General features: G+C 53.5%; 17 protein-coding genes. 16 read left to right on the top strand and 1 reads right to left on the bottom strand.

Translation table 11 applies throughout. From position 1 onward, the window contains the following. Positions 1-11: 11 nt before the first annotated feature. The 9 genes from rpsA to IB214_RS16320 all read left to right on the top strand — a co-directional run bounded on the left by rpsA (position 12) and on the right by IB214_RS16320 (position 10,680). A complete protein-coding gene (gene rpsA / locus IB214_RS16360; RefSeq protein WP_096757679.1) occupies positions 12-1,685 on the top strand; it encodes a 30S ribosomal protein S1 in 1,674 nt (557 codons plus the stop codon). Between the two features lie 159 nt (positions 1,686-1,844). Beyond that, on the top strand, positions 1,845-2,129 hold the full coding sequence (ihfB, locus tag IB214_RS16355; protein ID WP_003035780.1) for an integration host factor subunit beta: 285 nt from the start codon (positions 1,845-1,847) through the stop codon (positions 2,127-2,129). A 206-nt stretch (positions 2,130-2,335) separates the two neighbouring features. Further along, complete coding sequence (locus IB214_RS16350; protein WP_117341712.1) at positions 2,336-4,600, top strand: ComEC family protein; 2,265 nt, start codon at positions 2,336-2,338, stop codon at positions 4,598-4,600. A 36-nt stretch (positions 4,601-4,636) separates the two neighbouring features. Next, a complete protein-coding gene (msbA, locus tag IB214_RS16345; RefSeq protein WP_117341713.1) occupies positions 4,637-6,385 on the top strand; it encodes a lipid A ABC transporter ATP-binding protein/permease MsbA in 1,749 nt (582 codons plus the stop codon). Then, entirely contained in the window at positions 6,382-7,359 is a 978-nt protein-coding gene (gene lpxK, locus IB214_RS16340; protein ID WP_117341714.1) for a tetraacyldisaccharide 4'-kinase, read from the top strand. Before msbA ends, lpxK begins: the two co-directional genes overlap by 4 nt. Before the next feature lie 41 nt (positions 7,360-7,400). Further along, on the top strand, positions 7,401-8,645 hold the full coding sequence (locus IB214_RS16335; RefSeq protein ID WP_117341715.1) for a winged helix-turn-helix domain-containing protein: 1,245 nt from the start codon (positions 7,401-7,403) through the stop codon (positions 8,643-8,645). 38 nt (positions 8,646-8,683) lie between these two features. Next, the gene (gene ycaR, locus IB214_RS16330; protein WP_096757674.1) at positions 8,684-8,866 is read left to right on the top strand and encodes a protein YcaR; all 183 of its coding nucleotides are present in this window, start codon (positions 8,684-8,686) and stop codon (positions 8,864-8,866) included. Next, positions 8,863-9,609: a 3-deoxy-manno-octulosonate cytidylyltransferase gene (kdsB, locus tag IB214_RS16325; RefSeq protein ID WP_117341716.1), complete on the top strand. Its 747-nt coding sequence runs from the start codon at positions 8,863-8,865 to the stop codon at positions 9,607-9,609. The genes ycaR and kdsB overlap by 4 nt, the downstream gene beginning before the upstream one ends. 177 nt (positions 9,610-9,786) lie before the next feature. Continuing rightward, positions 9,787-10,680 carry a YcbJ family phosphotransferase gene (locus IB214_RS16320; protein ID WP_096757672.1) on the top strand — a complete coding sequence of 298 codons (894 nt, stop codon included), beginning with the start codon at positions 9,787-9,789 and terminating at the stop codon, positions 10,678-10,680. Here the strand turns inward: IB214_RS16320 and elyC are convergent. Further along, positions 10,657-11,436, bottom strand: coding sequence for an envelope biogenesis factor ElyC (gene elyC, locus IB214_RS16315; protein ID WP_115258937.1), 780 nt, complete (start codon positions 11,434-11,436; stop codon positions 10,657-10,659). The two genes, IB214_RS16320 and elyC, sit on opposite strands and share 24 nt — an antisense overlap. Positions 11,437-11,571: 135 nt before the next feature. On the opposite strand from elyC, the gene cmoM reads away from it, so the two are divergent. From cmoM to IB214_RS16280, 7 genes are all read left to right on the top strand, one after another. Continuing rightward, positions 11,572-12,351 (top strand): tRNA uridine 5-oxyacetic acid(34) methyltransferase CmoM, encoded by a 780-nt coding sequence (gene cmoM / locus IB214_RS16310; protein WP_096757669.1) that lies wholly within the window; start codon positions 11,572-11,574, stop codon positions 12,349-12,351. 3 nt (positions 12,352-12,354) lie between these two features. Continuing rightward, entirely contained in the window at positions 12,355-13,677 is a 1,323-nt protein-coding gene (mukF, locus tag IB214_RS16305; RefSeq protein WP_096757668.1) for a chromosome partition protein MukF, read from the top strand. After that, positions 13,658-14,362: a chromosome partition protein MukE gene (gene mukE / locus IB214_RS16300; RefSeq protein ID WP_096757667.1), complete on the top strand. Its 705-nt coding sequence runs from the start codon at positions 13,658-13,660 to the stop codon at positions 14,360-14,362. Before mukF ends, mukE begins: the two co-directional genes overlap by 20 nt. Then, on the top strand, positions 14,362-18,822 hold the full coding sequence (gene mukB / locus IB214_RS16295; protein ID WP_117341717.1) for a chromosome partition protein MukB: 4,461 nt from the start codon (positions 14,362-14,364) through the stop codon (positions 18,820-18,822). The genes mukE and mukB overlap by 1 nt, the downstream gene beginning before the upstream one ends. A gap of 259 nt (positions 18,823-19,081) precedes the next feature. After that, positions 19,082-20,833, top strand: a complete 1,752-nt coding sequence (gene ldtD / locus IB214_RS16290) for a L,D-transpeptidase (protein ID WP_117341718.1) — start codon at positions 19,082-19,084, stop codon at positions 20,831-20,833. Positions 20,834-21,010: 177 nt separating this feature from the next. Further along, positions 21,011-21,559, top strand: coding sequence for a YcbK family protein (locus IB214_RS16285; RefSeq protein WP_117341719.1), 549 nt, complete (start codon positions 21,011-21,013; stop codon positions 21,557-21,559). A 27-nt stretch (positions 21,560-21,586) separates the two neighbouring features. Further along, positions 21,587-22,234 carry an MBL fold metallo-hydrolase gene (locus IB214_RS16280; RefSeq protein ID WP_117341720.1) on the top strand — a complete coding sequence of 216 codons (648 nt, stop codon included), beginning with the start codon at positions 21,587-21,589 and terminating at the stop codon, positions 22,232-22,234. Positions 22,235-22,313: the final 79 nt, after the last annotated feature.

The raw sequence follows: 22,313 nt of genomic DNA, 5'->3' as shown, positions 1-22,313 counted from the left end.
GAAGATTAAACATGACAGAATCTTTTGCTCAACTATTTGAAGAATCCTTAAAAACAATTGAAACCCGTCCGGGTTCCATCGTCCGTGGTGTTGTTGTTGCTATCGACAAAGATATCGTACTGGTTGACGCCGGTCTGAAATCTGAGTCTGCCATTCCGGCAGAGCAGTTCAAAAACGCCCAGGGCGAGCTGGAAATCCAGGTTGGTGACGAAGTTGACGTTGCTCTGGATGCAGTAGAAGACGGCTTCGGTGAAACTCTGCTGTCCCGTGAAAAAGCTAAACGTCACGAAGCTTGGATCACGCTGGAAAAAGCTTACGAAGAAGCTGCGACCGTTACTGGTGTTATCAATGGCAAAGTCAAGGGTGGCTTCACTGTTGAGCTGAATGGTATTCGCGCGTTCCTGCCGGGTTCCCTGGTAGACGTTCGTCCGGTCCGCGACACGCTGCACCTGGAAGGCAAAGAGCTTGAATTCAAAGTAATCAAGCTGGATCAGAAACGTAACAACGTCGTTGTTTCCCGTCGTGCCGTTATCGAATCCGAAAACAGCGCAGAACGCGATCAGCTGCTGGAAAACCTGCAGGAAGGCATGGAAGTTAAAGGTATCGTTAAGAACCTCACTGACTACGGTGCATTCGTTGATCTGGGTGGCGTTGACGGCCTGCTGCACATCACCGACATGGCATGGAAACGCGTTAAGCATCCGAGCGAAATCGTAAACGTTGGCGACGAAATCACTGTTAAAGTGCTGAAGTTCGACCGCGAGCGTACTCGTGTATCTCTGGGCCTGAAACAGCTGGGCGAAGATCCATGGGTAGCTATCGCTAAGCGTTATCCGGAAGGTACCAAACTGACAGGTCGCGTGACCAACCTGACCGACTACGGCTGCTTCGTTGAAATCGAAGAAGGCGTTGAAGGCCTGGTTCACGTTTCCGAAATGGATTGGACCAACAAAAACATCCACCCGTCCAAAGTTGTTAACGTTGGCGACGTAGTGGAAGTTATGGTTCTGGATATCGACGAAGAACGTCGTCGTATCTCCCTGGGTCTGAAGCAGTGCAAAAACAACCCATGGCAGCAGTTCGCGGAAACCCACAACAAGGGTGACCGTGTTGAAGGTAAAATCAAGTCTATCACTGACTTCGGTATCTTCATCGGCCTGGACGGCGGCATCGACGGCCTGGTTCACCTGTCTGACATCTCCTGGAACGTTGCAGGCGAAGAAGCAGTTCGTGAATACAAAAAAGGCGACGAAATCGCAGCAGTTGTTCTGCAGGTTGACGCAGAACGTGAGCGTATCTCTCTGGGCGTTAAACAGCTCGCAGAAGATCCGTTCAACAACTGGGTTGCACTGAACAAGAAAGGCGCAATCGTAAACGGTAAAGTGACTGCAGTTGACGCTAAAGGCGCAACCGTAGAACTGGCTGACGGTGTTGAAGGTTACCTGCGCGCTTCTGAAGCTTCACGTGACCGCGTTGAAGATGCAACTCTGGTTCTGAGCGTAGGCGACGACGTTGAAGCTAAATTCACCGGCGTTGATCGTAAGAACCGTGCAATCAGCCTGTCTGTTCGTGCTAAAGACGAAGCTGATGAGAAAGATGCAATCGCAACTGTTAACAAACAGGAAGATGCAAACTTCTCTAACAACGCAATGGCTGAAGCTTTCAAAGCAGCTAAAGGCGAGTAATATCGAGTGCTCCAAATCCTTTGTGCTATTAACAGCACAAAGGGTAACGAGTAGCTTGACAGATTACAGGATTCGTCCTGTAATCAATGACAAAGGGCGGCTACGGCCGCCCTTAATCAATGCAGCAGCTAATTTTGCCTTTAAGGAACCGGAGGAATCATGACCAAGTCAGAATTGATCGAAAGACTTGCAACCCAGCAGCCTCACATTCCCGCGAAAGCGGTTGAAGACGCGGTAAAAGAGATGCTGGAACATATGGCCTCGACTCTGGCGCAGGGCGAGCGTATTGAAATCCGCGGTTTCGGTAGTTTTTCTCTGCATTACCGCGCACCACGTACCGGACGTAATCCGAAGACTGGCGATAAAGTGGATCTGGAAGGAAAATATGTTCCGCACTTTAAACCGGGTAAAGAGCTGCGCGATCGCGCCAATATTTACGGCTAAGTTTTTCACAAAACTTAACGTCGAGAAAAGCACCTGTAGGGGTGCTTTTTTCATTTCTGCTTGCCCATATTGGAACCCGCCTCTCAGTTAAATTGCACATTACATCCTTCGTGTAATAACAGCAGAACACACGCCGGAAAACGAAAAATTGCTGCCAGACAACCGCTGCGTTGTCCTGCACACTTCCTGTAACAGGGAGGTGTTTTGTGAAAATAATAACGGTCAGTTCGTGTGCATTGTGCGGTATTCTCCCTCTTACGGTATTACCCTCACTGCCCGAAATGCTGTACGTCAGCGGCCTATTTTGCCTGGCGTGTGTGCTCTGTCTTATTCCGCACAAGTATCTGCATTATGCCGGGTTAACGCTGTTGTTCTTTCTCTGGGGAATACTGGCGGCGAAAGACGCTACTTGGGCGGGCAATACGCTCCCCGCTAACACTCAGCAGGCCATAGTACAAATAACCGGCACTGACCATATGACCACGCACTATGGACAGATTACCCACCTGCAGGGGAGACGAATATTTCCGGCGCAGGGGATCGTACTGTATGGACAATACTTACCAGGTGAGGTTTGTGCGGGTCAGAAATGGGCGATGACGCTTAAGGTTCGCGCGGTACACGGCCAATTAAATGAAGGGGGATTTGATAGCCAGCGCTATGCGTTAGCACAGCATCAACCGCTGACGGGACGCTTCCTGCAGGCAAGTGTCATTTCGCCACAGTGTAGCCTGCGTGCCCGTTATCTCTCTTCGTTGAATACAACGTTATCCGCTTATCCCTGGCAGCAGGTGATACTGGGCCTGGGAATGGGGGAGCGACTCTCTGTTTCGCAAGAGGTGAAAACCATTATGCGCGACACCGGAACGGCGCATTTGATGGCTATTTCCGGGCTACATATTGCCTTTGCCGCGCTTTTAGCCGCCGGGCTAATTCGCGGTGGGCAATTTTTTATGCCAACCCGCTGGATCGCCTGGCAGGTTCCGCTGGTGGGCGGAATCGCCTGTGCGACGTTTTATGCATGGTTAACAGGGCTACAGCCTCCGGCATTACGCACCGTGGTTGCACTGATTGTCTGGGGTGCGCTTAAACTGAGCGGGCGGCAGTGGAGTGGGTGGGCTGTCTGGACATGCTGTCTGGCTGCAATTGTGATGGTTGATCCCGTTGCTGTTCTCTCACAAAGCCTGTGGTTGTCCGCGTTTGCCGTTGCGGCACTGATATTCTGGTATCAATGGTTTCCACTGCCCGAATGGTCACTCTACCGTGCGGGACGCGTATTTCTCGAGCTGGCGCATCTCCAGTTAGGTATCACGCTCCTGCTTCTGCCAGTGCAAATCGCCCTGTTTCACGGCATCAGCCTGACCTCATTTCTGGCCAATTTGTTTGCCGTACCGTTGGTCACGTTTGTTTCTGTCCCGCTGATTCTCGCGGGTATGATTGTGCACTTAACCGGGCCGCTGGTTGTCGAGACCGGGTGCTGGTATCTGGCCGATCGATCGCTGGCACTCTTATTCTGGGCGCTCAATAGTCTGCCAGAAGGTTGGATCAACATTGACCAACGCTGGCAATGGCTTTCGTTATCGCCCTGGGCGATGCTCGTTGCATGGCGACTGAATGCATGGCGTACCTTACCGGTGGTCTGCATTTCGGCAGTGCTTTTGTTGAGCTTGCCATTCTGGCGACCTGCGCGAACGCAAGTGTGGCAGGTGTATATGCTGGATGTTGGGCAAGGACTGGCAATGGTCATCGCCCGTAATGGTAAAGCGATCCTCTACGATACCGGGCTGGCATGGCCTGGGGGTGATAGCGCACAGCAGTTGATCATCCCCTGGTTACGCTGGCACAACCTGACACCTGAAGGGATCGTGTTGAGCCATGAACATCTGGACCATCGGGGGGGAATGGACTCGTTACTGAAAACCTGGCCAGCATTGTGGGTGAGAAGCCCACTAGGATGGAAAGGCCATTTACCCTGTTTTCGCGGCGAGAGCTGGCAATGGCAGGGATTAACGTTCAGCGCTCACTGGCCGCTCCGTGGGACTAACGATCGGGGGAATAACCATTCCTGTGTGGTGAGAGTTGACGACGGCAAGCGCAGTTTTCTGCTGACCGGTGATATTGAATCTCCTGCAGAACAAAAAATGCTAAGTCATTACTGGCAGCATCTGCAGTCCACTTTTATTCAGGTACCGCATCATGGCAGCAATACTTCATCGTCATTAGCGTTTGTTCAGCGGGTTGCTGGGCAGGTGGCGGTAGCCTCAGCTTCACGCTATAACGCCTGGCGTCTGCCTTCCTGGAAAGTGAAGCAACGCTATCAGCAGCAGAGTTACCAATGGTTGGACACGCCTCATCAGGGGCAGGTTACACTAGACTTTTTCCCGGGAAATTGGCGGATACGCAGTTTGCGGGATCAGATTTTACCTCGTTGGTATCATCAGTGGTTTGGCGTGCCGGAGGATAACGGGTAGAATATGCGGCTATTCTAACAAATGCTGGTTTTTTGAATGCATAACGATAAAGATCTCTCTACGTGGCAGACGTTTCGCCGACTATGGCCGACCATAGCGCCTTTTAAATCGGGTCTGATCGTGGCGGGTATAGCGTTAGTCCTGAACGCGGCCAGCGATACCTTCATGCTATCGCTCCTTAAACCATTACTGGATGATGGTTTTGGTAAAACAGATCGCTCGGTGCTGATGTGGATGCCACTGGTGGTCATTGGACTGATGGTAGTACGTGGCTTAACCAGCTATGTCTCCAGCTACTGTATTTCCTGGGTGTCAGGCAAAGTGGTGATGACCATGCGCCGCCGCCTGTTTGGTCATATGATGGGCATGCCTGTCGCTTTTTTTGATAAACAATCAACCGGTACGTTACTGTCTCGTATTACCTATGATTCAGAGCAAGTTGCGTCATCGTCTTCTGGCGCACTGATCACAGTAGTGCGTGAAGGGGCCTCGATTATTGGCCTGTTTATCATGATGTTTTATTACAGCTGGCAGCTGTCATTAATTCTGATTGTGCTGGCACCTATTGTGTCGATTGCGATCCGTGTGGTTTCCAAGCGTTTCCGTAGCATCAGTAAGAATATGCAAAACACTATGGGGCAAGTGACGACCAGTGCGGAGCAGATGCTGAAAGGCCACAAAGAAGTCTTGATTTTTGGTGGTCAGGAAGTCGAAACCAAACGTTTTGATAAAGTCAGCAACAAGATGCGTTTACAGGGCATGAAGATGGTTTCCGCGTCTTCTATCTCCGATCCAATCATTCAGTTGATTGCGTCGCTGGCGCTGGCTTTCGTATTGTATGCAGCCAGTTTCCCCAGCGTCATGGAAAACCTGACGGCAGGGACCATCACGGTGGTCTTCTCCTCAATGATCGCTCTGATGCGTCCGCTGAAGTCTCTGACTAACGTCAACGCCCAGTTCCAACGTGGTATGGCGGCGTGCCAGACCTTGTTCACTATTCTGGATAGCGAACAGGAAAAAGACGAAGGTAAACGCGTTATCGAACGTGCGACCGGCGATTTAGAGTTCCGTAACGTCACCTTTACCTATCCGGGTCGTGAAGTGCCTGCACTGCGTAACATCAACCTGCATATTCCGGCAGGAAAAACCGTTGCGCTGGTTGGGCGTTCAGGTTCAGGTAAATCTACCATCGCCAGTCTGATTACGCGCTTCTATGACATTGATGAAGGGCAAATTCTGATGGACGGACACGATCTGCGTGAATATACCCTGGCGTCCTTGCGCGATCAGGTTGCGCTGGTCTCGCAGAACGTGCACCTGTTTAACGACACGGTTGCCAATAACATCGCTTACGCACGTACGGATATCTACAGCCGCGAACAGATTGAAGAAGCGGCGCGTATGGCCTACGCCATGGACTTCATCAACAAGATGGATGATGGTCTGGATACGGTCATCGGCGAGAACGGCGTGCTGCTTTCCGGCGGTCAGCGCCAGCGTATTGCTATCGCCCGTGCCTTGCTACGCGACAGCCCGATTTTGATCCTGGATGAAGCGACGTCGGCTCTGGATACCGAATCCGAACGCGCTATCCAGGCGGCTCTTGATGAACTGCAGAAGAACCGCACCTCGCTGGTCATTGCGCACCGTCTTTCGACCATCGAACAGGCGGACGAGATTGTCGTTGTGGAAGATGGGCTGATTGTTGAGCGCGGCACCCATAGTGAACTGCTCGAACAGCGCGGTGTGTATGCGCAATTACACAAAATGCAATTTGGTCAATGATCGCGCGCATCTGGTCCGGTGAATCGCCGCTGTGGCGGTTGTTACTTCCGCTCTCCTGGCTATATGGTCTGGTGAGCGGGGTGATCCGCTTATGCTATACGCATGGGCTTAAACGTGCATGGCGCGCACCGGTGCCGGTTGTAGTAGTTGGAAACCTTACAGCCGGCGGCAATGGTAAAACGCCAGTCGTTATTTGGTTGGTTGAACACCTGCAGCAACGCGGCATTCGTGTGGGCGTAGTTTCTCGCGGCTATGGCGGAAAAGCGCAGGCGTACCCGCTGTTGCTGACGGCGGACACCACGACGGCAGAAGCGGGCGATGAACCGGTACTGATCTTCCAGCGTACCGGCGTACCGGTTGCTGTTTCTCCGGTAAGAGCCGATGCGGTAAAAGCCATTCTTGCTCATCATGACGTGCAGATTATCGTCACGGACGATGGTCTGCAGCATTATGCCTTGGCGCGCGATGTTGAAATCGTGGTGATTGATGGCGAACGTCGGTTTGGCAACGGCTGGTGGCTTCCCGCGGGGCCTATGCGGGAGCGAGCGGATCGGCTTAAATCTGTGGATGCGGCTATCGTCAACGGCGGTATCCCGCAGGCGGGAGAGATTCCGATGCGCCTTGAGCCGGGGCTGGCGGTTAATTTACGCACCGGCGAGCGCCGCGACGTTGCGCTGTTACCCAATATTGTTGCTATGGCTGGGATTGGCCATCCCCCGCGTTTCTTTGCCACCCTGGCGGCATGCGGGGCTAACCCACAGAAATGTGTCCCATTGGCAGACCATCAGTCTCTGACCTACAGTGACGTCAGTGCATTATTAGTTGCTGGACAAACGCTGGTGATGACGGAAAAAGACGCGGTGAAATGTCGTGCCTTTGCCGAGGATAACTGGTGGTACCTCCCTGTTGATGCGCATCTGTCGGGCGACCAGCCTGACGTATTACTTGATAGATTAACCTCGCTGGCTCGTTAACGGTTTCACGCTGCGGCAGCGACTGATTGATGAGGTTATCCATGTCGTTGCCGCACCTTTCTCTGACGGATGCCCGTCATCTTCACCTGGCAGCACAGGGCCTGTTGAAAAAAACACGTCGTCGGGCGACCCCGGCAGATATTCTTGCGACCATTACGCGCATGTCTTTACTGCAAATAGACACCATTAATATTGTCGCGCGTAGCCCTTATCTGGTGCTGTTCAGTCGCCTGGGCGACTATTCCCCGCAGTGGCTGGATGACTCGCTACATTGCGGTGAGTTGATGGAATATTGGGCGCATGAGGCGTGCTTCTTACCGCGCAGCGACTTTATGCTGATTCGCCATCGTATGCTTGCCCCAGAGAATATGGGCTGGAAGTACAAAGCCGCCTGGATGCAAGAGCATGTCCATGAGATTGAACAATTGCTTCATCACATTCAGCAAAATGGACCGGTGCGTTCAGCCGATTTTGAGCATCCGCGCAAGGGAACCAGCGGGTGGTGGGAATGGAAGCCGCAGAAACGTCATCTTGAAGGACTGTTCACCGCCGGTAGGGTGATGGTGGTGGAGCGGCGTAATTTCCAGCGGGTCTATGATGTAACGCATCGGGTTATGCCGCACTGGGATGATGAACGAGACTTGCTTTCGCAGACGCAAGCGGAAACGACCATGCTGGACAACAGTGCGCGCAGCCTCGGTATTTTCCGCGAACCGTGGCTGGCGGACTACTATCGATTGAAGCGTCCAGAACTCAAAAACTGGCGTGATGTGCGCGCAGAGCAACGGAAAATCATCCCTGTCGATGTCGAAAGGTTGGGGCCTATGTGGCTCCATAGCGATCTTCTACCATTGCTTGAACAGGCAAAGGCGGGCAAATTAACAGCCACCCACAGTGCTGTGTTATCTCCCTTTGACCCGGTGATCTGGGATCGTAAACGCGCGGAGCAGTTGTTTGATTTTAACTATCGGCTGGAGTGCTATACGCCAGCGCCGAAACGGCAGTACGGCTATTTTGTTTTGCCTTTGCTGCATCGCGGGCAACTGGTGGGTCGTATGGATGCTAAAATGCACCGTAAAACGGGCGTGCTAGAGATTATCTCACTATGGTTGCAGGATGGCGTCAAACCGGGAATTACCCTGCAAAGGGGCGTGTTCCAGGCCATCGATGATTTTGCGCGCTGGCAACAGGCGACACGCGTTACGCTGGGACGCTATCCTGACAGTTTATTTGTCGACTGCCGTGATGGCTGGGAAATAGCCCAGCCCGCTAAACGAATATGTTAATATTTACGGATTCACAATCCGGTCCATCTGGAGGAACTATGGATCATCGTCTGCTTGAAATTATTGCCTGCCCGGTATGCAATGGAAAACTCTGGTACAACCAGGAAAAACAGGAACTTATTTGTAAGCCGGATAACCTGGCGTTCCCACTGCGAGACGGTATTCCCGTGTTGCTGGAAACGGAAGCTCGCGCCCTGACGGCGGATGAGAGTAAATCATGAGTTTTGTGGTCATTATTCCCGCGCGCTATGCGTCTACGCGCCTGCCCGGTAAGCCCCTGCTGGATATCAACGGCAAACCGATGATCGTGCATGTTCTGGAGCGTGCGCGCGAGTCCGGTGCCGATCGCATTATTGTTGCTACCGATCATGAAGATGTTGCTCGCGCAGTCGAAGCGGTGGGTGGGGAAGTGTGCATGACGCGCGCCGATCACCAGTCCGGAACGGAGCGCCTGGCGGAAGTCGTCGAGAAATGTGGTTTTAGCGACGATACCGTTATTGTGAACGTGCAGGGTGATGAGCCGATGATCCCGGCGGTCATTATTCGGCAGGTAGCAGAGAACCTGGCGCAGCGGCAGGTCGGTATGGCAACGCTTGCCGCGCCGATCCACACCACGGAAGAAGCCTTTAATCCTAATGCGGTAAAAGTGGTACTGGATTCGGAAGGTTATGCGCTCTATTTCTCACGGGCAACTATTCCCTGGGATCGCGATCGTTTTGCCAAAAGTCTTGAAACCGTCGGTGATACTTTCCTGCGTCACCTGGGGATTTATGGCTATCGCGCCGGTTTTATCCGTCGCTATGTTAATTGGCAGCCGAGCCCGCTTGAGCATATTGAAATGCTGGAGCAGCTCCGCGTGCTGTGGTACGGCGAAAAAATTCACGTTGCTGTGGCGAAAGAAGTACCCGGCACAGGCGTTGATACCGCCGAAGATCTCGAGCGCGTTCGCGCCGAAATGCGTTAGTTTTTCTAATCACACTCCCCTCACTACAGATTGATATCTGACGAGTATTAGTGGGAGGAGTGTCGTATCTTGATTCTTTTCTTCCACTTTTCTGTTCATCAATTGATCTCATCCGGGTGACATCCGTCTGCACGACGCTCATTATGAAAGCAGTCGCATTTATGAGGGCCATCTGAAATGGAACAGTTGCGTGCCGAACTCAGTCATTTACTGGGTGAAAAACTCAGTCGTATAGAATGCGTGAATGAAAAAGCGGATACAGCGCTGTGGGCATTGTATGACAGCCAGGGAAACCCGATGCCGCTGATGGCGAGAAGTTTCACTACGCCGGGTATGGCACAGCAACTGGCATGGAAAACGTCCATGCTGGCGCGCAGTGGTACGGTACGTATGCCGGTCATTTATGGTGTCCTGACGCACGAGGAACATCCTGGCCCGGACGTGCTGCTACTTGAGCGCTTACGCGGCGTGCCGGTGGAAGCACCTGCCAGAACGCCCGAGCGTTGGGAACATTTAAAAGATCAGATTGTAGAAGGCATGCTGTCATGGCATCGCCAGGACAGTCGCGGATGTGTTGGTGAGGTGGATAATACCCAGGAAAATTTCTGGCCATCCTGGTATCGTCAACGTGTGGAGGTGTTGTGGAGCACCCTCAACCAGTTCAGCAATACCGGGTTAACGATGCAGGACAAACGGATTTTGTTTCGTACCCGAGAGTGCCTGCCCAGCCTGTTCGAAGGTTTTAACGATAACTGCGTTCTGATCCACGGCAATTTCAGTTTGCGCAGTATGCTCAAAGATGCTCGTAGCGATCAGCTCCTGGCAATGGTCGGGCCGGGATTAATGCTCTGGGCACCAAGAGAGTTTGAGCTGTTCCGGCTGATGGATAATGCGCTGGCGGAAAGTCTGTTGTGGCAATATCTGCAACGCGCGCCCGTGGCGGAGTCGTTCATCTGGCGACGCTGGTTGTATGTGTTGTGGGATGAAGTCGCCCAGTTGGTCAATACCGGGCGTTTCAGTCGGTCTAACTTTGATCTGGCAACCAAATCACTGTTGCCCTGGCTCGCCTGATGAGCCCTTCAACCACTGCCAGATCCTTCCCAGCGTTTCGTAGCCGACGCGGTCGCTGTGCATCAGCCAGACGGGAGACGGAATGGCGCGCTCCCACGGGTTCAGCGGAGAGTCTATCGCCAGTTGATTAGCGGGTGCTGGTAGCGGATGCAGTCCGGCCTGCTGGAAGAAGATCATCGCGCGCGGTAAATGTGATGCGGAGGTCACCAGCAGGAATGGCGCGTCACCGATTGTTTTTTTCACTGCGGCGGCTTCTTCTTCGGTATCTTTAGGTTCATCCAGGGTAATTATCTCACTGCGGGGAACCCCCAGTGATTGCGCCACTCGGGCACCAACTTCAGCAGTGCTGACGGGATTGGTCTTAGCTGCAGCACCAGTAAAGATAAGTTTCGATCCCGGATTGGCTCGCCACAGGCGCAGACCTTCATTGAGGCGCGGAAGGCTATTATTGATAAGATTTGAACTCGGCGCCCATTGCGGGTTCCACGTATAACCTCCGCCCAGTACCACAACAAACTCGACTTTCTGCGTATCCTGCCAGGTGGGATAGGTATCCTCAATCGGTTTTAGCAGACTATCGGCGACGGGCTGCAAGCTGAGCAGCAAAAGTGCCAGCCAGCTAAGGCTAATACACACTTTCCCTGTTTTCTGAAAGCGACTAAACCACACTAGCGCCAGCCCTATCCCCATCACCAGCAGCATCAACGGAAGCGGCAGCATCATACCGCCAATCACTTTCTTCAGTGTAAAAAGCATCCTTTTTGGTTCCTTTTTTAACCATACAGCAGAAGATCAGCAGGGATATTACACCAGAAAGGTTCATTCTCGGCGTGGGTGTGACAAAATAGCGGTTTTACTTAGTCACCCTTAAGCCAGCATGTGGAGCGCGCGATGCGGGATCGCAATTTTGATGATATTGCCGAGAAGTTTTCCCGTAACATTTACGGTACCACCAAAGGTCAGCTTCGTCAGACGATCCTCTGGCAGGATCTGGACACGCTGCTTGCCGACTACGCGGGCCAAACGTTGCGTGTGCTTGATGCGGGTGGCGGAGAAGGGCAGACAGCCATTCTGATGGCGCAGCGGGGCCATCACGTCACCTTGTGCGATCTTTCTGCTGAAATGGTGGCGCGAGCGCAACGGGCGGCAGAAGAGCAAGGTGTGAGCGACAACATGCATTTTATACATTGTGCCGCTCAGGACATTCCGCAGCATTTGGATTCTCAGGTTGATCTGATATTGTTTCATGCTGTGCTGGAATGGGTGGCTGACCCGCAAGCGGTCTTAAAAACACTGTGGTCGATGTTACGCCCGGGCGGTGCTTTATCGCTGATGTTCTACAATGCAAACGGTCTGTTGATGCGTAATGTGTTGGTCGGTAATTTCGGCTATGTACAGCAGGGAATGTATAAAAAGAAACGGCGCACGTTGTCTCCCGATTTCCCGCGCGACCCTCAGCAAGTCTATGGCTGGCTGGAGGAGATCGGCTGGGAGATAACCGGTAAAACGGGCGTGAGGGTGTTTCATGATTATCTGCGTGATAAACAAAAACAGCATGACTGTTTTGACGCTTTAACAGAAATAGAAACGCGCTATTGTCGCCAGGAGCCGTTTATCAGCCTTGGGCGTTATATTCATGTCACCGCGCGTAAACCGCAGATGCAAGGATAACCTATGAGTGAATTTTCCCAGACAGTCCCCGAACTGGTTGCCTGGGCCAGAAAAAATGACTTTTCCATCTCTCTGCCGGTAGACAGACTTTCTTTTCTGCTGGCTGTGGCTACGCTGAACGGTGAGCGGCTTGACGGTGAGATGAGTGAAGGCGAACTGGTGGATGCATTCCGCCATGTCAGTGATGCGTTTGAGCAAACCAGCGAAACCATCGGCGTGCGCGCCAACAACGCGATCAACGATATGGTGCGTCAACGTCTGCTGAACCGCTTTACCAGCGAGCAGGCGGAAGGAAACGCCATTTATCGTCTGACGCCATTGGGGATTGGCATCACCGATTATTACATCCGCCAGCGTGAGTTCTCGACGCTGCGCCTTTCCATGCAGCTCTCAATTGTGGCTGGGGAACTGAAGCGCGCGGCAGATGCGGCCGAAGAAGGCGGCGATGAGTTCCACTGGCACCGCAATGTGTACGCACCGCTGAAATATTCGGTGGCGGAAATCTTCGACAGCATCGACCTGACGCAGCGCATTATGGATGAGCAGCAGCAGCAGGTGAAAGACGACATTGCCCAATTGCTGAATAAAGACTGGCGGGCGGCGATTTCCAGCTGCGAAATGCTGCTGTCTGAAACCTCCGGCACGCTGCGTGAACTGCAGGACACGCTGGAAGCAGCGGGGGATAAGCTACAGGCTAACCTGCTGCGTATTCAGGACTCCACCATGACCCATGACGATCTGCATTTCGTTGACCGTCTGGTGTTCGACTTACAGAGCAAGCTTGACCGTATTATAAGCTGGGGTCAGCAATCCATCGATCTGTGGATCGGCTACGATCGCCACGTGCATAAATTCATCCGTACCGCGATTGATATGGATAAAAACCGCGTCTTTGCTCAGCGTTTGCGCCAGTCTGTCCAGACTTACTTTGACGATCCGTGGGCGTTGACCTATGCCAATGCCGATCGTCTGCTGGACATGCGTGACGAAGAGATGGTGTTGCGTGATGAAGAGGTCACTGGGGAACTGCCGCCGGACCTTGAGTATGAAGAATTTAACGAGATCCGTGAACAGCTGGCAGCGATCATCGAAGAACAGTTGGCTATCTATAAATCCAGACAAACGCCACTGGATCTCGGTTTGGTAGTGCGCGAGTATCTGGCGCAATATCCGCGCGCGCGTCACTTCGACGTTGCGCGTATTGTTATCGATCAGGCGGTACGCCTTGGCGTAGCGCAAGCAGATTTCACCGGACTGCCAGCCAAATGGCAGCCGATTAATGATTACGGAGCCAAGGTACAGGCGCATGTCATTGACAAATATTGAAAAAGTGATGCCGGTTAAGCTGGCGCAGGCGCTGGCGAATCCGTTATTTCCGGCGCTGGACAGCGCATTACGTTCGGGCCGACATATCGGGCTGGATGAGCTGGATAATCATGCCTTCCTGATGGACTTTCAGGAATATTTTGAAGAATTTTACAGCCGCTATAACGTGGAGCTCATTCGCGCCCCGGAGGGTTTTTTCTACCTTCGTCCGCGCTCCACCACGCTTATTCCGCGCTCAGTATTGTCTGAACTGGACATGATGGTTGGTAAAATTCTTTGCTATCTCTATCTCAGCCCGGAACGTCTGGCCAATGAAGGGATTTTTACCCAGCAAGAACTGTACGACGAACTGCTGACGTTGGCGGACGAAGCTAAATTGCTCAGGCTGGTGAATAACCGCTCCACCGGCTCGGACGTTGACCGTCAGAAGCTGCAGGAAAAAGTACGTTCTTCATTAAACCGCCTGCGCCGCTTAGGCATGGTGTGGTTTATGGGCCATGACAGTAGCAAATTCCGCATTACGGAATCGGTGTTCCGCTTTGGCGCGGATGTGCGCAGCGGTGACGATCCACGCGAAGCGCAGCGTCGTTTAATTCGTGATGGTGAGGCGATGTCGGTCGAGAATAATCTGCAACTCAACGATGAGCCAGAAGAGAATCAGCCGGACAGTGGAGAGGAAGAATAATGATTGAACGCGGTAAATTTCGCTCACTAACGCTGATCAACTGGAATGGTTTTTTTGCCCGCACGTTTGACCTGGATGAACTGGTTACCACGTTGTCCGGCGGAAACGGTGCCGGTAAATCCACCACTATGGCGGCATTTGTTACGGCACTGATTCCGGACTTAACCTTACTGCATTTCCGTAATACCACCGAAGCCGGTGCGACCAGCGGATCGCGCGATAAAGGCCTGCACGGTAAGCTCAAAGCGGGTGTCTGTTACTCGATGCTCGACGTCCTGAATTCGCGTCATCAACGCGTAGTGGTTGGCGTGCGCTTGCAACAGGTCGCCGGGCGCGATCGTAAAGTGGATATCAAACCGTTCGCCATTCAGGGGCTGCCGATGTCGGTACAGCCAACCGAACTGGTCACAGAAACGTTGAACGAGCGTCAGGCGCGCGTCCTGTCTCTTGCAGAGCTGAAAGATAAGCTTGAGGAGATGGAAGGCGTCCAGTTTAAGCAATTCAACTCGATAACGGATTATCACTCGCTGATGTTCGATTTGGGCATCATCGCTCGTCGTCTGCGTTCCGCTTCCGATCGAAGCAAATTCTATCGTCTGATTGAAGCCTCGCTTTATGGCGGGATTTCCAGCGCCATCACCCGTTCGCTTCGTGACTACCTGCTGCCGGAAAACGGCGGGGTGCGTAAAGCGTTCCAGGATATGGAAGCCGCGCTGCGTGAAAACCGCATGACGCTGGAAGCCATACGCGTGACCCAGTCTGACCGCGACCTGTTTAAGCACCTGATCAGCGAAGCGACCAACTACGTGGCGGCGGATTATATGCGCCATGCCAACGAACGTCGTATTCACCTGGATAAAGCGCTGGAATATCGTCGTGAGCTGCACACGTCACGTAAACAACTGGCGGCAGAGCAGTATAAGCACGTGGATATGGCGCGTGAGCTGGGCGAGCATAATGGCGCCGAAGGCGACCTTGAAGCCGATTATCAGGCGGCCAGCGATCACCTGAATCTGGTGCAAACCGCGCTGCGTCAGCAGGAAAAAATTGAACGTTATGAAGCGGATCTCGAAGAGTTACAGATCCGTCTCGAAGAACAAAATGAAGTGGTGGCGGAAGCTGCCGATCGCCAGGAAGACAACGAAGCGCGGGCGGAAGCCGCCGAGCTGGAAGTGGATGAGCTGAAAAACCAGCTTGCCGATTATCAGCAGGCGCTTGACGTCCAGCAAACGCGTGCGATTCAGTATACTCAGGCGATTCAGGCACTGAGCCGGGCCAAAGAGATCTGTCATTTACCGGATCTGACGCCAGACTCCGCAGCGGAGTGGCTGGAAACCTTCCAGGCGAAAGAGCAGGAAGCCACGGAAAAACTACTGACGCTCGAACAAAAAATGAGCGTGGCGCAAACCGCGCACAGCCAGTTCGAACAAGCCTATCAGCTGGTGGCGGCGATTAACGGCCCGCTGGCGCGCGGCGAAGCCTGGAGCGTGGCGCGTGAGCTGCTGCGTGAAGGCGTTGAGCAACGGCATCTGGCGGAGCAGGTTCAGCCGCTGCGCATGCGGCTGAGCGAGCTGGAACAGCGTCTGCGCGAACAGCAGGAGGCCGAGCGTTTGCTGGCTGAATTCTGTAAGCGTCAGGGTAAACACTTCGACATCGACGAGCTCGAAGCCCTGCACCAGGAGCTGGAAGCCCGCATCGCGTCCTTGTCTGATAGCGTGTCGTCTGCCAGCGAACAGCGTATGACCCTGCGTCAGGAGCAGGAACAACTGCAATCCCGTATTCAGCATTTAATGCAACGAGCCCCTGTCTGGCTGGCGGCGCAAAATAGCCTCAACCAGCTCAGCGAGCAGTGCGGTGAAGAGTTTACCTCCAGCCAGGAGGTCACCGAATATCTGCAACAACTGCTGGAGCGCGAACGCGAAGCCATTGTTGAGCGTGATGAAGTCGGCGCACGTAAAAACGCGGTAGATGAAGAGATAGAACGCTTAAGTCAGCCGGGGGGCGCAGAAGATCAGCGCCTCAACGCACTGGCCGAACGTTTTGGTGGCGTGCTGCTGTCAGAAATCTACGATGACGTCAGCCTTGAAGATGCTCCGTACTTCTCCGCGCTGTATGGCCCGTCGCGCCATGCCATCGTGGTCCCGGATCTGTCACTGGTCACCGAACAGCTGTCTGGACTGACGGATTGCCCGGAAGATCTCTATTTCATCGAAGGGGACCCGCAGTCGTTTGATGACAGCGTCTTCAGCGTGGATGAACTGGAAGGCGCGGTGGTGGTGAAAACCGCCGAGCGTCAGTGGCGTTATTCTCGCTTCCCGACGGTACCGATTTTTGGTCGCGCCGCGCGGGAAAGCCGCATAGAAACTCTGCATGCCGAACGTGAAGGGCTGTCCGAACGCTTCGCTACGCTCTCGTTTGACGTCCAGAAAACGCAACGTCTGCACCAGGCGTTTAGCCGCTTCATCGGCAGCCATCTGTCGGTGGCGTTTGAATCCGATCCCGAGGCGGAAATTCGCCAGCTGAACAGCCGCCGCGTTGAGCTGGAGCGTGCGCTGACCAATCATGAAAATGATAACCAGCAGCAACGCATGCAGTTTGAACAGGCGAAAGAGGGCGTCTCAGCCCTTAACCGCCTGTTGCCGCGTTTGAATCTACTGGCCGATGACACCTTAGCTGACCGCGTAGACGAAATCCGCGAACGTCTGGATGAAGCCCAGGAGGCCGCGCGTTTCGTTCAGCAGCATGGTAATCAGCTTGCCAAACTGGAGCCGATGGTTTCGGTTCTGCAAAATGACCCCGAGCAGTTTGAACAGTTAAAAGAAGACTACGCATACTCGCAGCAAATGCAGCGTGACGCGCGTCAGCAGGCGTTTGCGCTGACCGAAGTTGTCCAGCGCCGCGCGCACTTTAGCTATTCCGACTCGGCAGATATGCTCAGCGGTAACAGCGATCTGAACGAGAAGCTGCGTGAACGTCTGGAGCACGCAGAAGCTGAACGTACCCGTGCTCGTGAAGCCTTGCGCAGTCATGCTGCACAGCTAAGTCAGTACAGCCAGGTAATGGCGTCGCTGAAAAGCTCGTATGACACCAAAAAAGAGCTGCTAAACGATTTACAGCGCGAGCTGCAGGATATTGGCGTTCGTGCCGACAGCGGAGCGGAAGAACGAGCGCGTATCCGTCGTGATGAGCTGCACGCGCAGCTCAGCAACAACCGTGCGCGCCGTAACCAACTGGAAAAAGCACTGACTTTCTGCGAAGCGGAAATGGATAACCTGACCCGCAGGCTGCGTAAGCTGGAACGTGATTATTTTGAAATGCGTGAGCAGGTGGTCATGGCGAAAGCCGGATGGTGCGCCGTGATGCGCATGGTGAAAGACAATGGCGTTGAACGTCGTCTGCACCGTCGCGAGCTGGCTTATCTTTCCGGGGATGAATTACGTTCAATGTCGGATAAGGCGTTAGGTGCGCTACGTCTGGCGGTGGCGGATAACGAACACCTGCGTGACGTACTGCGCATGTCCGAAGATCCGAAGCGTCCGGAACGCAAAATCCAGTTCTTCGTGGCGGTCTACCAGCATCTGCGCGAACGTATTCGTCAGGATATTATCCGCACCGACGATCCGGTGGAAGCCATCGAGCAAATGGAAATTGAGCTTAGCCGCCTGACGGAAGAGTTAACCTCGCGTGAACAGAAGCTGGCGATCAGCTCCCGCAGCGTGGCGAACATCATCCGTAAGACTATCCAGCGCGAGCAAAACCGTATTCGTATGCTGAACCAGGGTCTGCAAAACGTCTCCTTCGGTCAGGTTAACAGCGTTCGTCTGAACGTTAACGTGCGTGAAACCCACGCCACGTTGCTGGATGTCCTGTCCGAGCAGCACGAGCAGCACCAGGATCTGTTTAACAGTAACCGCCTGACCTTCTCGGAAGCGCTGGCGAAGCTGTATCAGCGTCTGAATCCGCAGATTGACATGGGGCAGCGCACGCCGCAAACCATTGGTGAAGAGCTACTGGACTACCGCAACTATCTGGAAATGGAAGTTGAAGTTAACCGCGGTTCAGACGGCTGGCTGCGTGCTGAGTCCGGTGCGCTGTCAACGGGTGAAGCGATCGGTACCGGGATGTCGATTCTGGTGATGGTGGTACAAAGCTGGGAAGATGAAGGACGTAGACTGCGTGGGAAAGATATTTCCCCGTGTCGTCTGCTGTTCCTTGATGAGGCCGCACGACTGGATGCACGCTCTATCGCGACCCTGTTTGAACTGTGCGAGCGTTTGCAGATGCAGCTTATTATCGCCGCGCCGGAGAACATCAGCCCGGAGAAAGGCACCACCTATAAACTGGTGCGTAAGGTCTTCCAGAATACTGAGCACGTTCATGTAGTGGGTCTGCGCGGGTTTGCACCGCAGCTTCCTGAACCGCTGTCCGGAACGGAAGATGCCTCATCGCAGGCAAGTTAAGTCAGGAAGGCGGCTAAAGGGCCGCCTTCTTCTTTTCTGAAAAGGACTCAATGCCTGGTGTAATTTCTTTATATTTCTTTACATTAGGTTAGGCAAAAACGATTTGATGTTTATATACTGAAGATAAGCCCGACGCGTCACCGGGCTTGCTCGTCATACTTCAGAGCGTATTGGCGTTTTACAGGCCCGCCCCGAGATAATCGGGAGAATACAGACGGCCTGGCTATTTAAGTATGATAAAGAAAACAGGGGGCAAGGGATGTTGCTTAATAAAATGTGTGGTCGTCGGCTGTCGGCAATCAGTTTGTGCCTGGCCGTAACATTCGCTCCGCTGTTCAATGCGCAGGCCGATGAGCCTGAAATGATCCCTGGCGACAGCTCAGCGACCGTCAGCGAGCAGCCAACCGCGTTATCGCAGCCGCAGGGACAATCTTTAGCCACAGCCGTGATGGCGGGTATTCAGGCGCTGCCGGATGGCGCGTCTGTGGATAATGCCCGCGCAGAATTACGTTCTCAACTTCCAGTAGGTTATACGCCGGTTTACATGAGCCAACTGGAGTTGCTGTACGCCGCCCGCGATATGAAACCGATGTGGGAAAATCGCGATGCGGTCAAAGCCTTTCAGCAACAGCTCACCGAGGTGGCGATTGCCGGTTTTCAGCCGCAGTTCACTAATTGGGTGGCTTTATTGACCGACCCAGGCGTAACGGGCCTGGCGCGGGATGCCGTTCTTTCTGACGCGATGATGGGCTACCTTCACTTTATTGCCAATATCCCGGTCAAAGGTAATCGCTGGCTCTACAGCGACAAGCCTTACGCGCTGACTACGCCGCCCATTTCAGTGATTAATCAATGGCAGGTGGCATTGGATAACGGCCAGTTAACCCCCTTTATAGCCAGTCTGACGCCGCAGCACCCGCAGTACGCGGCGATGCATGAATCGCTGCTGAAGCTGGTGGGCGATTCACGTCCGTGGCCACAGTTAACCAGCACAGCCACGCTGCGCCCAGGTGAATGGAGTAATGATATTCCGGCCCTGCGCGAAATTTTGCAGCGCACCGGCATGCTGGATGCGACAGTCAGTACATCTGCCCGAGAAGGGCGTAGTGCTTACGACAGTGAACTGGTTGCGGCGGTAAAGCGTTTTCAGACATGGCAGGGATTGGGGGCCGATGGTGCAATTGGTCCGGCAACGCGTGACTGGCTGAACGTGACGCCCGCGCAGCGCGCGGGTGTGCTGGCACTGAATATCCAGCGTTTACGCCTGCTGCCGGGTGAGATGTCTACCGGGATTATGGTTAATATTCCGGCTTACTCGCTGGTCTATTATCAAAACGGTAATCAGGTGCTGGATTCACGGGTTATTGTGGGACGTCCTGACCGTAAAACGCCGATGATGAGCAGCGCGCTGAATAACGTCGTCGTTAACCCACCGTGGAACGTTCCGCCGACGCTGGCGCGCAAAGACATTTTGCCTAAGGTATGGAACGATCCAGGCTATCTCGAACGTCACGGGTATACCGTGATGCGTGGCTGGAACAGTAAAGAAACTATCGATCCGTGGCAGGTGGACTGGGCGACGATTACGCCGTCAAATCTGCCGTTCCGCTTCCAGCAAGCGCCGGGTGCGCGCAACTCGTTGGGACGTTATAAATTCAATATGCCGAGTTCAGACGCTATTTATCTGCACGATACGCCGAATCATAATTTGTTCCAGAAAGATACGCGGGCGCTTAGCTCCGGTTGTGTGCGCGTGAATAAGGCCTCGGAACTGGCGAATATGCTGCTACAGGATGCGGGCTGGAATGATTCGCGGATCTCGGATGCCCTGAAACAAGGGGATACGCGCTACGTGAATATTCGCCAAAATATTCCGGTTAATCTTTACTATCTGACCGCATTTGTTGGACCCGATGGGCGTACGCAATATCGTACAGATATTTACAATTACGATCTTACTGCGCGATCCAGTGCACAAATTGTGTCAAAAGTGGAACAATTAATCAGATAAATGAAGCAGTTCGAGGAAAATGATTGTCGTAAGTTATGTTGGAAACGGGGTGAAATGGCTACAGGCCCCGTATTTCCTGGGGTTGGGAGCCTTGACGCAGACTAGTTAGCCCGGTAAGGTTTCCCGCGTGCGCTAGAGCATACATACGATAACATTGACCTTGTAGACCTTAATACCATGGACAAATTTGACGCTAATCGCCGCAAACTGCTGGCGCTTGGTGGCGCTGCCCTCGGCGCCGCCATCCTGCCCACGCCTGCGTTTGCTACACTCTCCACCCCACGTCCGCGTATATTGACTCTGAATAACCTGCATACCGGTGAGTCAATTAAAGCTGAGTTTTTTGATGGCAGGGGCTATATTCAGGACGAATTAGCAAAACTTAACCACTTTTTCCGTGATTTTCGCGCGAATAAAGTCAAGTCCATCGATCCGGGATTGTTCGATCAACTCTTCCGTCTGCAAGGCCTCCTCGGCACGCGTAAACCCGTACAGCTGATCTCCGGCTATCGTTCTGTCGATACCAACAACGAATTACGCGCGCGCAGCCGCGGCGTGGCAAAGAAAAGTTACCACACCAAAGGGCAGGCCATGGATTTCCACATTGAAGGCGTTGCATTAAGTAATATTCGCAAAGCTGCGTTATCTATGCGTGCAGGTGGTGTAGGATACTACCCACGCAGTAACTTTGTGCATATTGACACCGGGCCTGCACGGCACTGGTGAGCCGTCGCTTAATGAAACAGGAGCTGTATGAACTATCGTATTATTCCGGTCACTGCATTCGCTCAGAACTGCTCGCTGATCTGGTGTGAACAAACGCGTATTGCCGCGTTGGTCGATCCCGGCGGCGATGCCGAGAAAATCAAACAGGAAGTGGATGCCAGCGGTCTGACGCTTATGCAGATTCTGCTCACACATGGTCATCTTGACCACGTGGGCGCGGCGTCTGAACTGGCGCAACATTATGGTGTACCGGTTATCGGTCCGGAAAAAGAAGATGAGTTCTGGCTACAGGGACTGCCTTCGCAGAGCCGCATGTTTGGCTTGGGTGACTGCGAGCCGTTAACGCCCGATCGCTGGCTAAACGAAGGCGATCGCATCAGCGTTGGCAACGTGACGTTACAGGTGTTGCATTGTCCGGGCCACACGCCGGGGCACGTGGTCTTCTTTGATGAACAGTCAAAGCTGCTGATTTCAGGCGATGTGATTTTCAAAGGTGGAGTCGGACGCAGCGACTTCCCGCGCGGGGATCACAGCCAGCTGATCGACTCGATTAAACGCAAGTTATTACCCTTGGGCGATGATGTGACGTTTATTCCTGGTCACGGTCCGCTTTCAACGCTGGGGAATGAACGCCAGCACAATCCGTTCCTGCAGGATGAAATGCCGGTCTGGTAAATCCAGTCCGTAGGCCGGATAAGGCGCTAGCCGCCATCCGGCAAAAAAAAGCCCGCACGAATATGCGGGCTTTCTCTTT

Source organism: Citrobacter sp. C1 (genome assembly GCF_014596895.2).
GTDB classification, from domain to species: domain Bacteria; phylum Pseudomonadota; class Gammaproteobacteria; order Enterobacterales; family Enterobacteriaceae; genus Citrobacter; species Citrobacter gillenii.
Note: the sequence above shows the minus strand (reverse complement) of the source record. Positions and strands in the feature narration are given on the sequence as shown.

Coding starts and splice junctions, on each gene's coding strand:
- rpsA (WP_096757679.1), top strand. CDS start 12: ATGACAGAATCTTTTGCTCAACTATTTGAAGAATCCTTAAAAACAATT.
- ihfB (WP_003035780.1), top strand. CDS start 1,845: ATGACCAAGTCAGAATTGATCGAAAGACTTGCAACCCAGCAGCCTCAC.
- msbA (WP_117341713.1), top strand. CDS start 4,637: ATGCATAACGATAAAGATCTCTCTACGTGGCAGACGTTTCGCCGACTA.
- lpxK (WP_117341714.1), top strand. CDS start 6,382: ATGATCGCGCGCATCTGGTCCGGTGAATCGCCGCTGTGGCGGTTGTTA.
- IB214_RS16335 (WP_117341715.1), top strand. CDS start 7,401: ATGTCGTTGCCGCACCTTTCTCTGACGGATGCCCGTCATCTTCACCTG.
- ycaR (WP_096757674.1), top strand. CDS start 8,684: ATGGATCATCGTCTGCTTGAAATTATTGCCTGCCCGGTATGCAATGGA.
- kdsB (WP_117341716.1), top strand. CDS start 8,863: ATGAGTTTTGTGGTCATTATTCCCGCGCGCTATGCGTCTACGCGCCTG.
- IB214_RS16320 (WP_096757672.1), top strand. CDS start 9,787: ATGGAACAGTTGCGTGCCGAACTCAGTCATTTACTGGGTGAAAAACTC.
- elyC (WP_115258937.1), bottom strand. CDS start 11,436: ATGCTTTTTACACTGAAGAAAGTGATTGGCGGTATGATGCTGCCGCTT.
- cmoM (WP_096757669.1), top strand. CDS start 11,572: ATGCGGGATCGCAATTTTGATGATATTGCCGAGAAGTTTTCCCGTAAC.
- mukF (WP_096757668.1), top strand. CDS start 12,355: ATGAGTGAATTTTCCCAGACAGTCCCCGAACTGGTTGCCTGGGCCAGA.
- mukE (WP_096757667.1), top strand. CDS start 13,658: ATGTCATTGACAAATATTGAAAAAGTGATGCCGGTTAAGCTGGCGCAG.
- mukB (WP_117341717.1), top strand. CDS start 14,362: ATGATTGAACGCGGTAAATTTCGCTCACTAACGCTGATCAACTGGAAT.
- ldtD (WP_117341718.1), top strand. CDS start 19,082: ATGTTGCTTAATAAAATGTGTGGTCGTCGGCTGTCGGCAATCAGTTTG.
- IB214_RS16285 (WP_117341719.1), top strand. CDS start 21,011: ATGGACAAATTTGACGCTAATCGCCGCAAACTGCTGGCGCTTGGTGGC.
- IB214_RS16280 (WP_117341720.1), top strand. CDS start 21,587: ATGAACTATCGTATTATTCCGGTCACTGCATTCGCTCAGAACTGCTCG.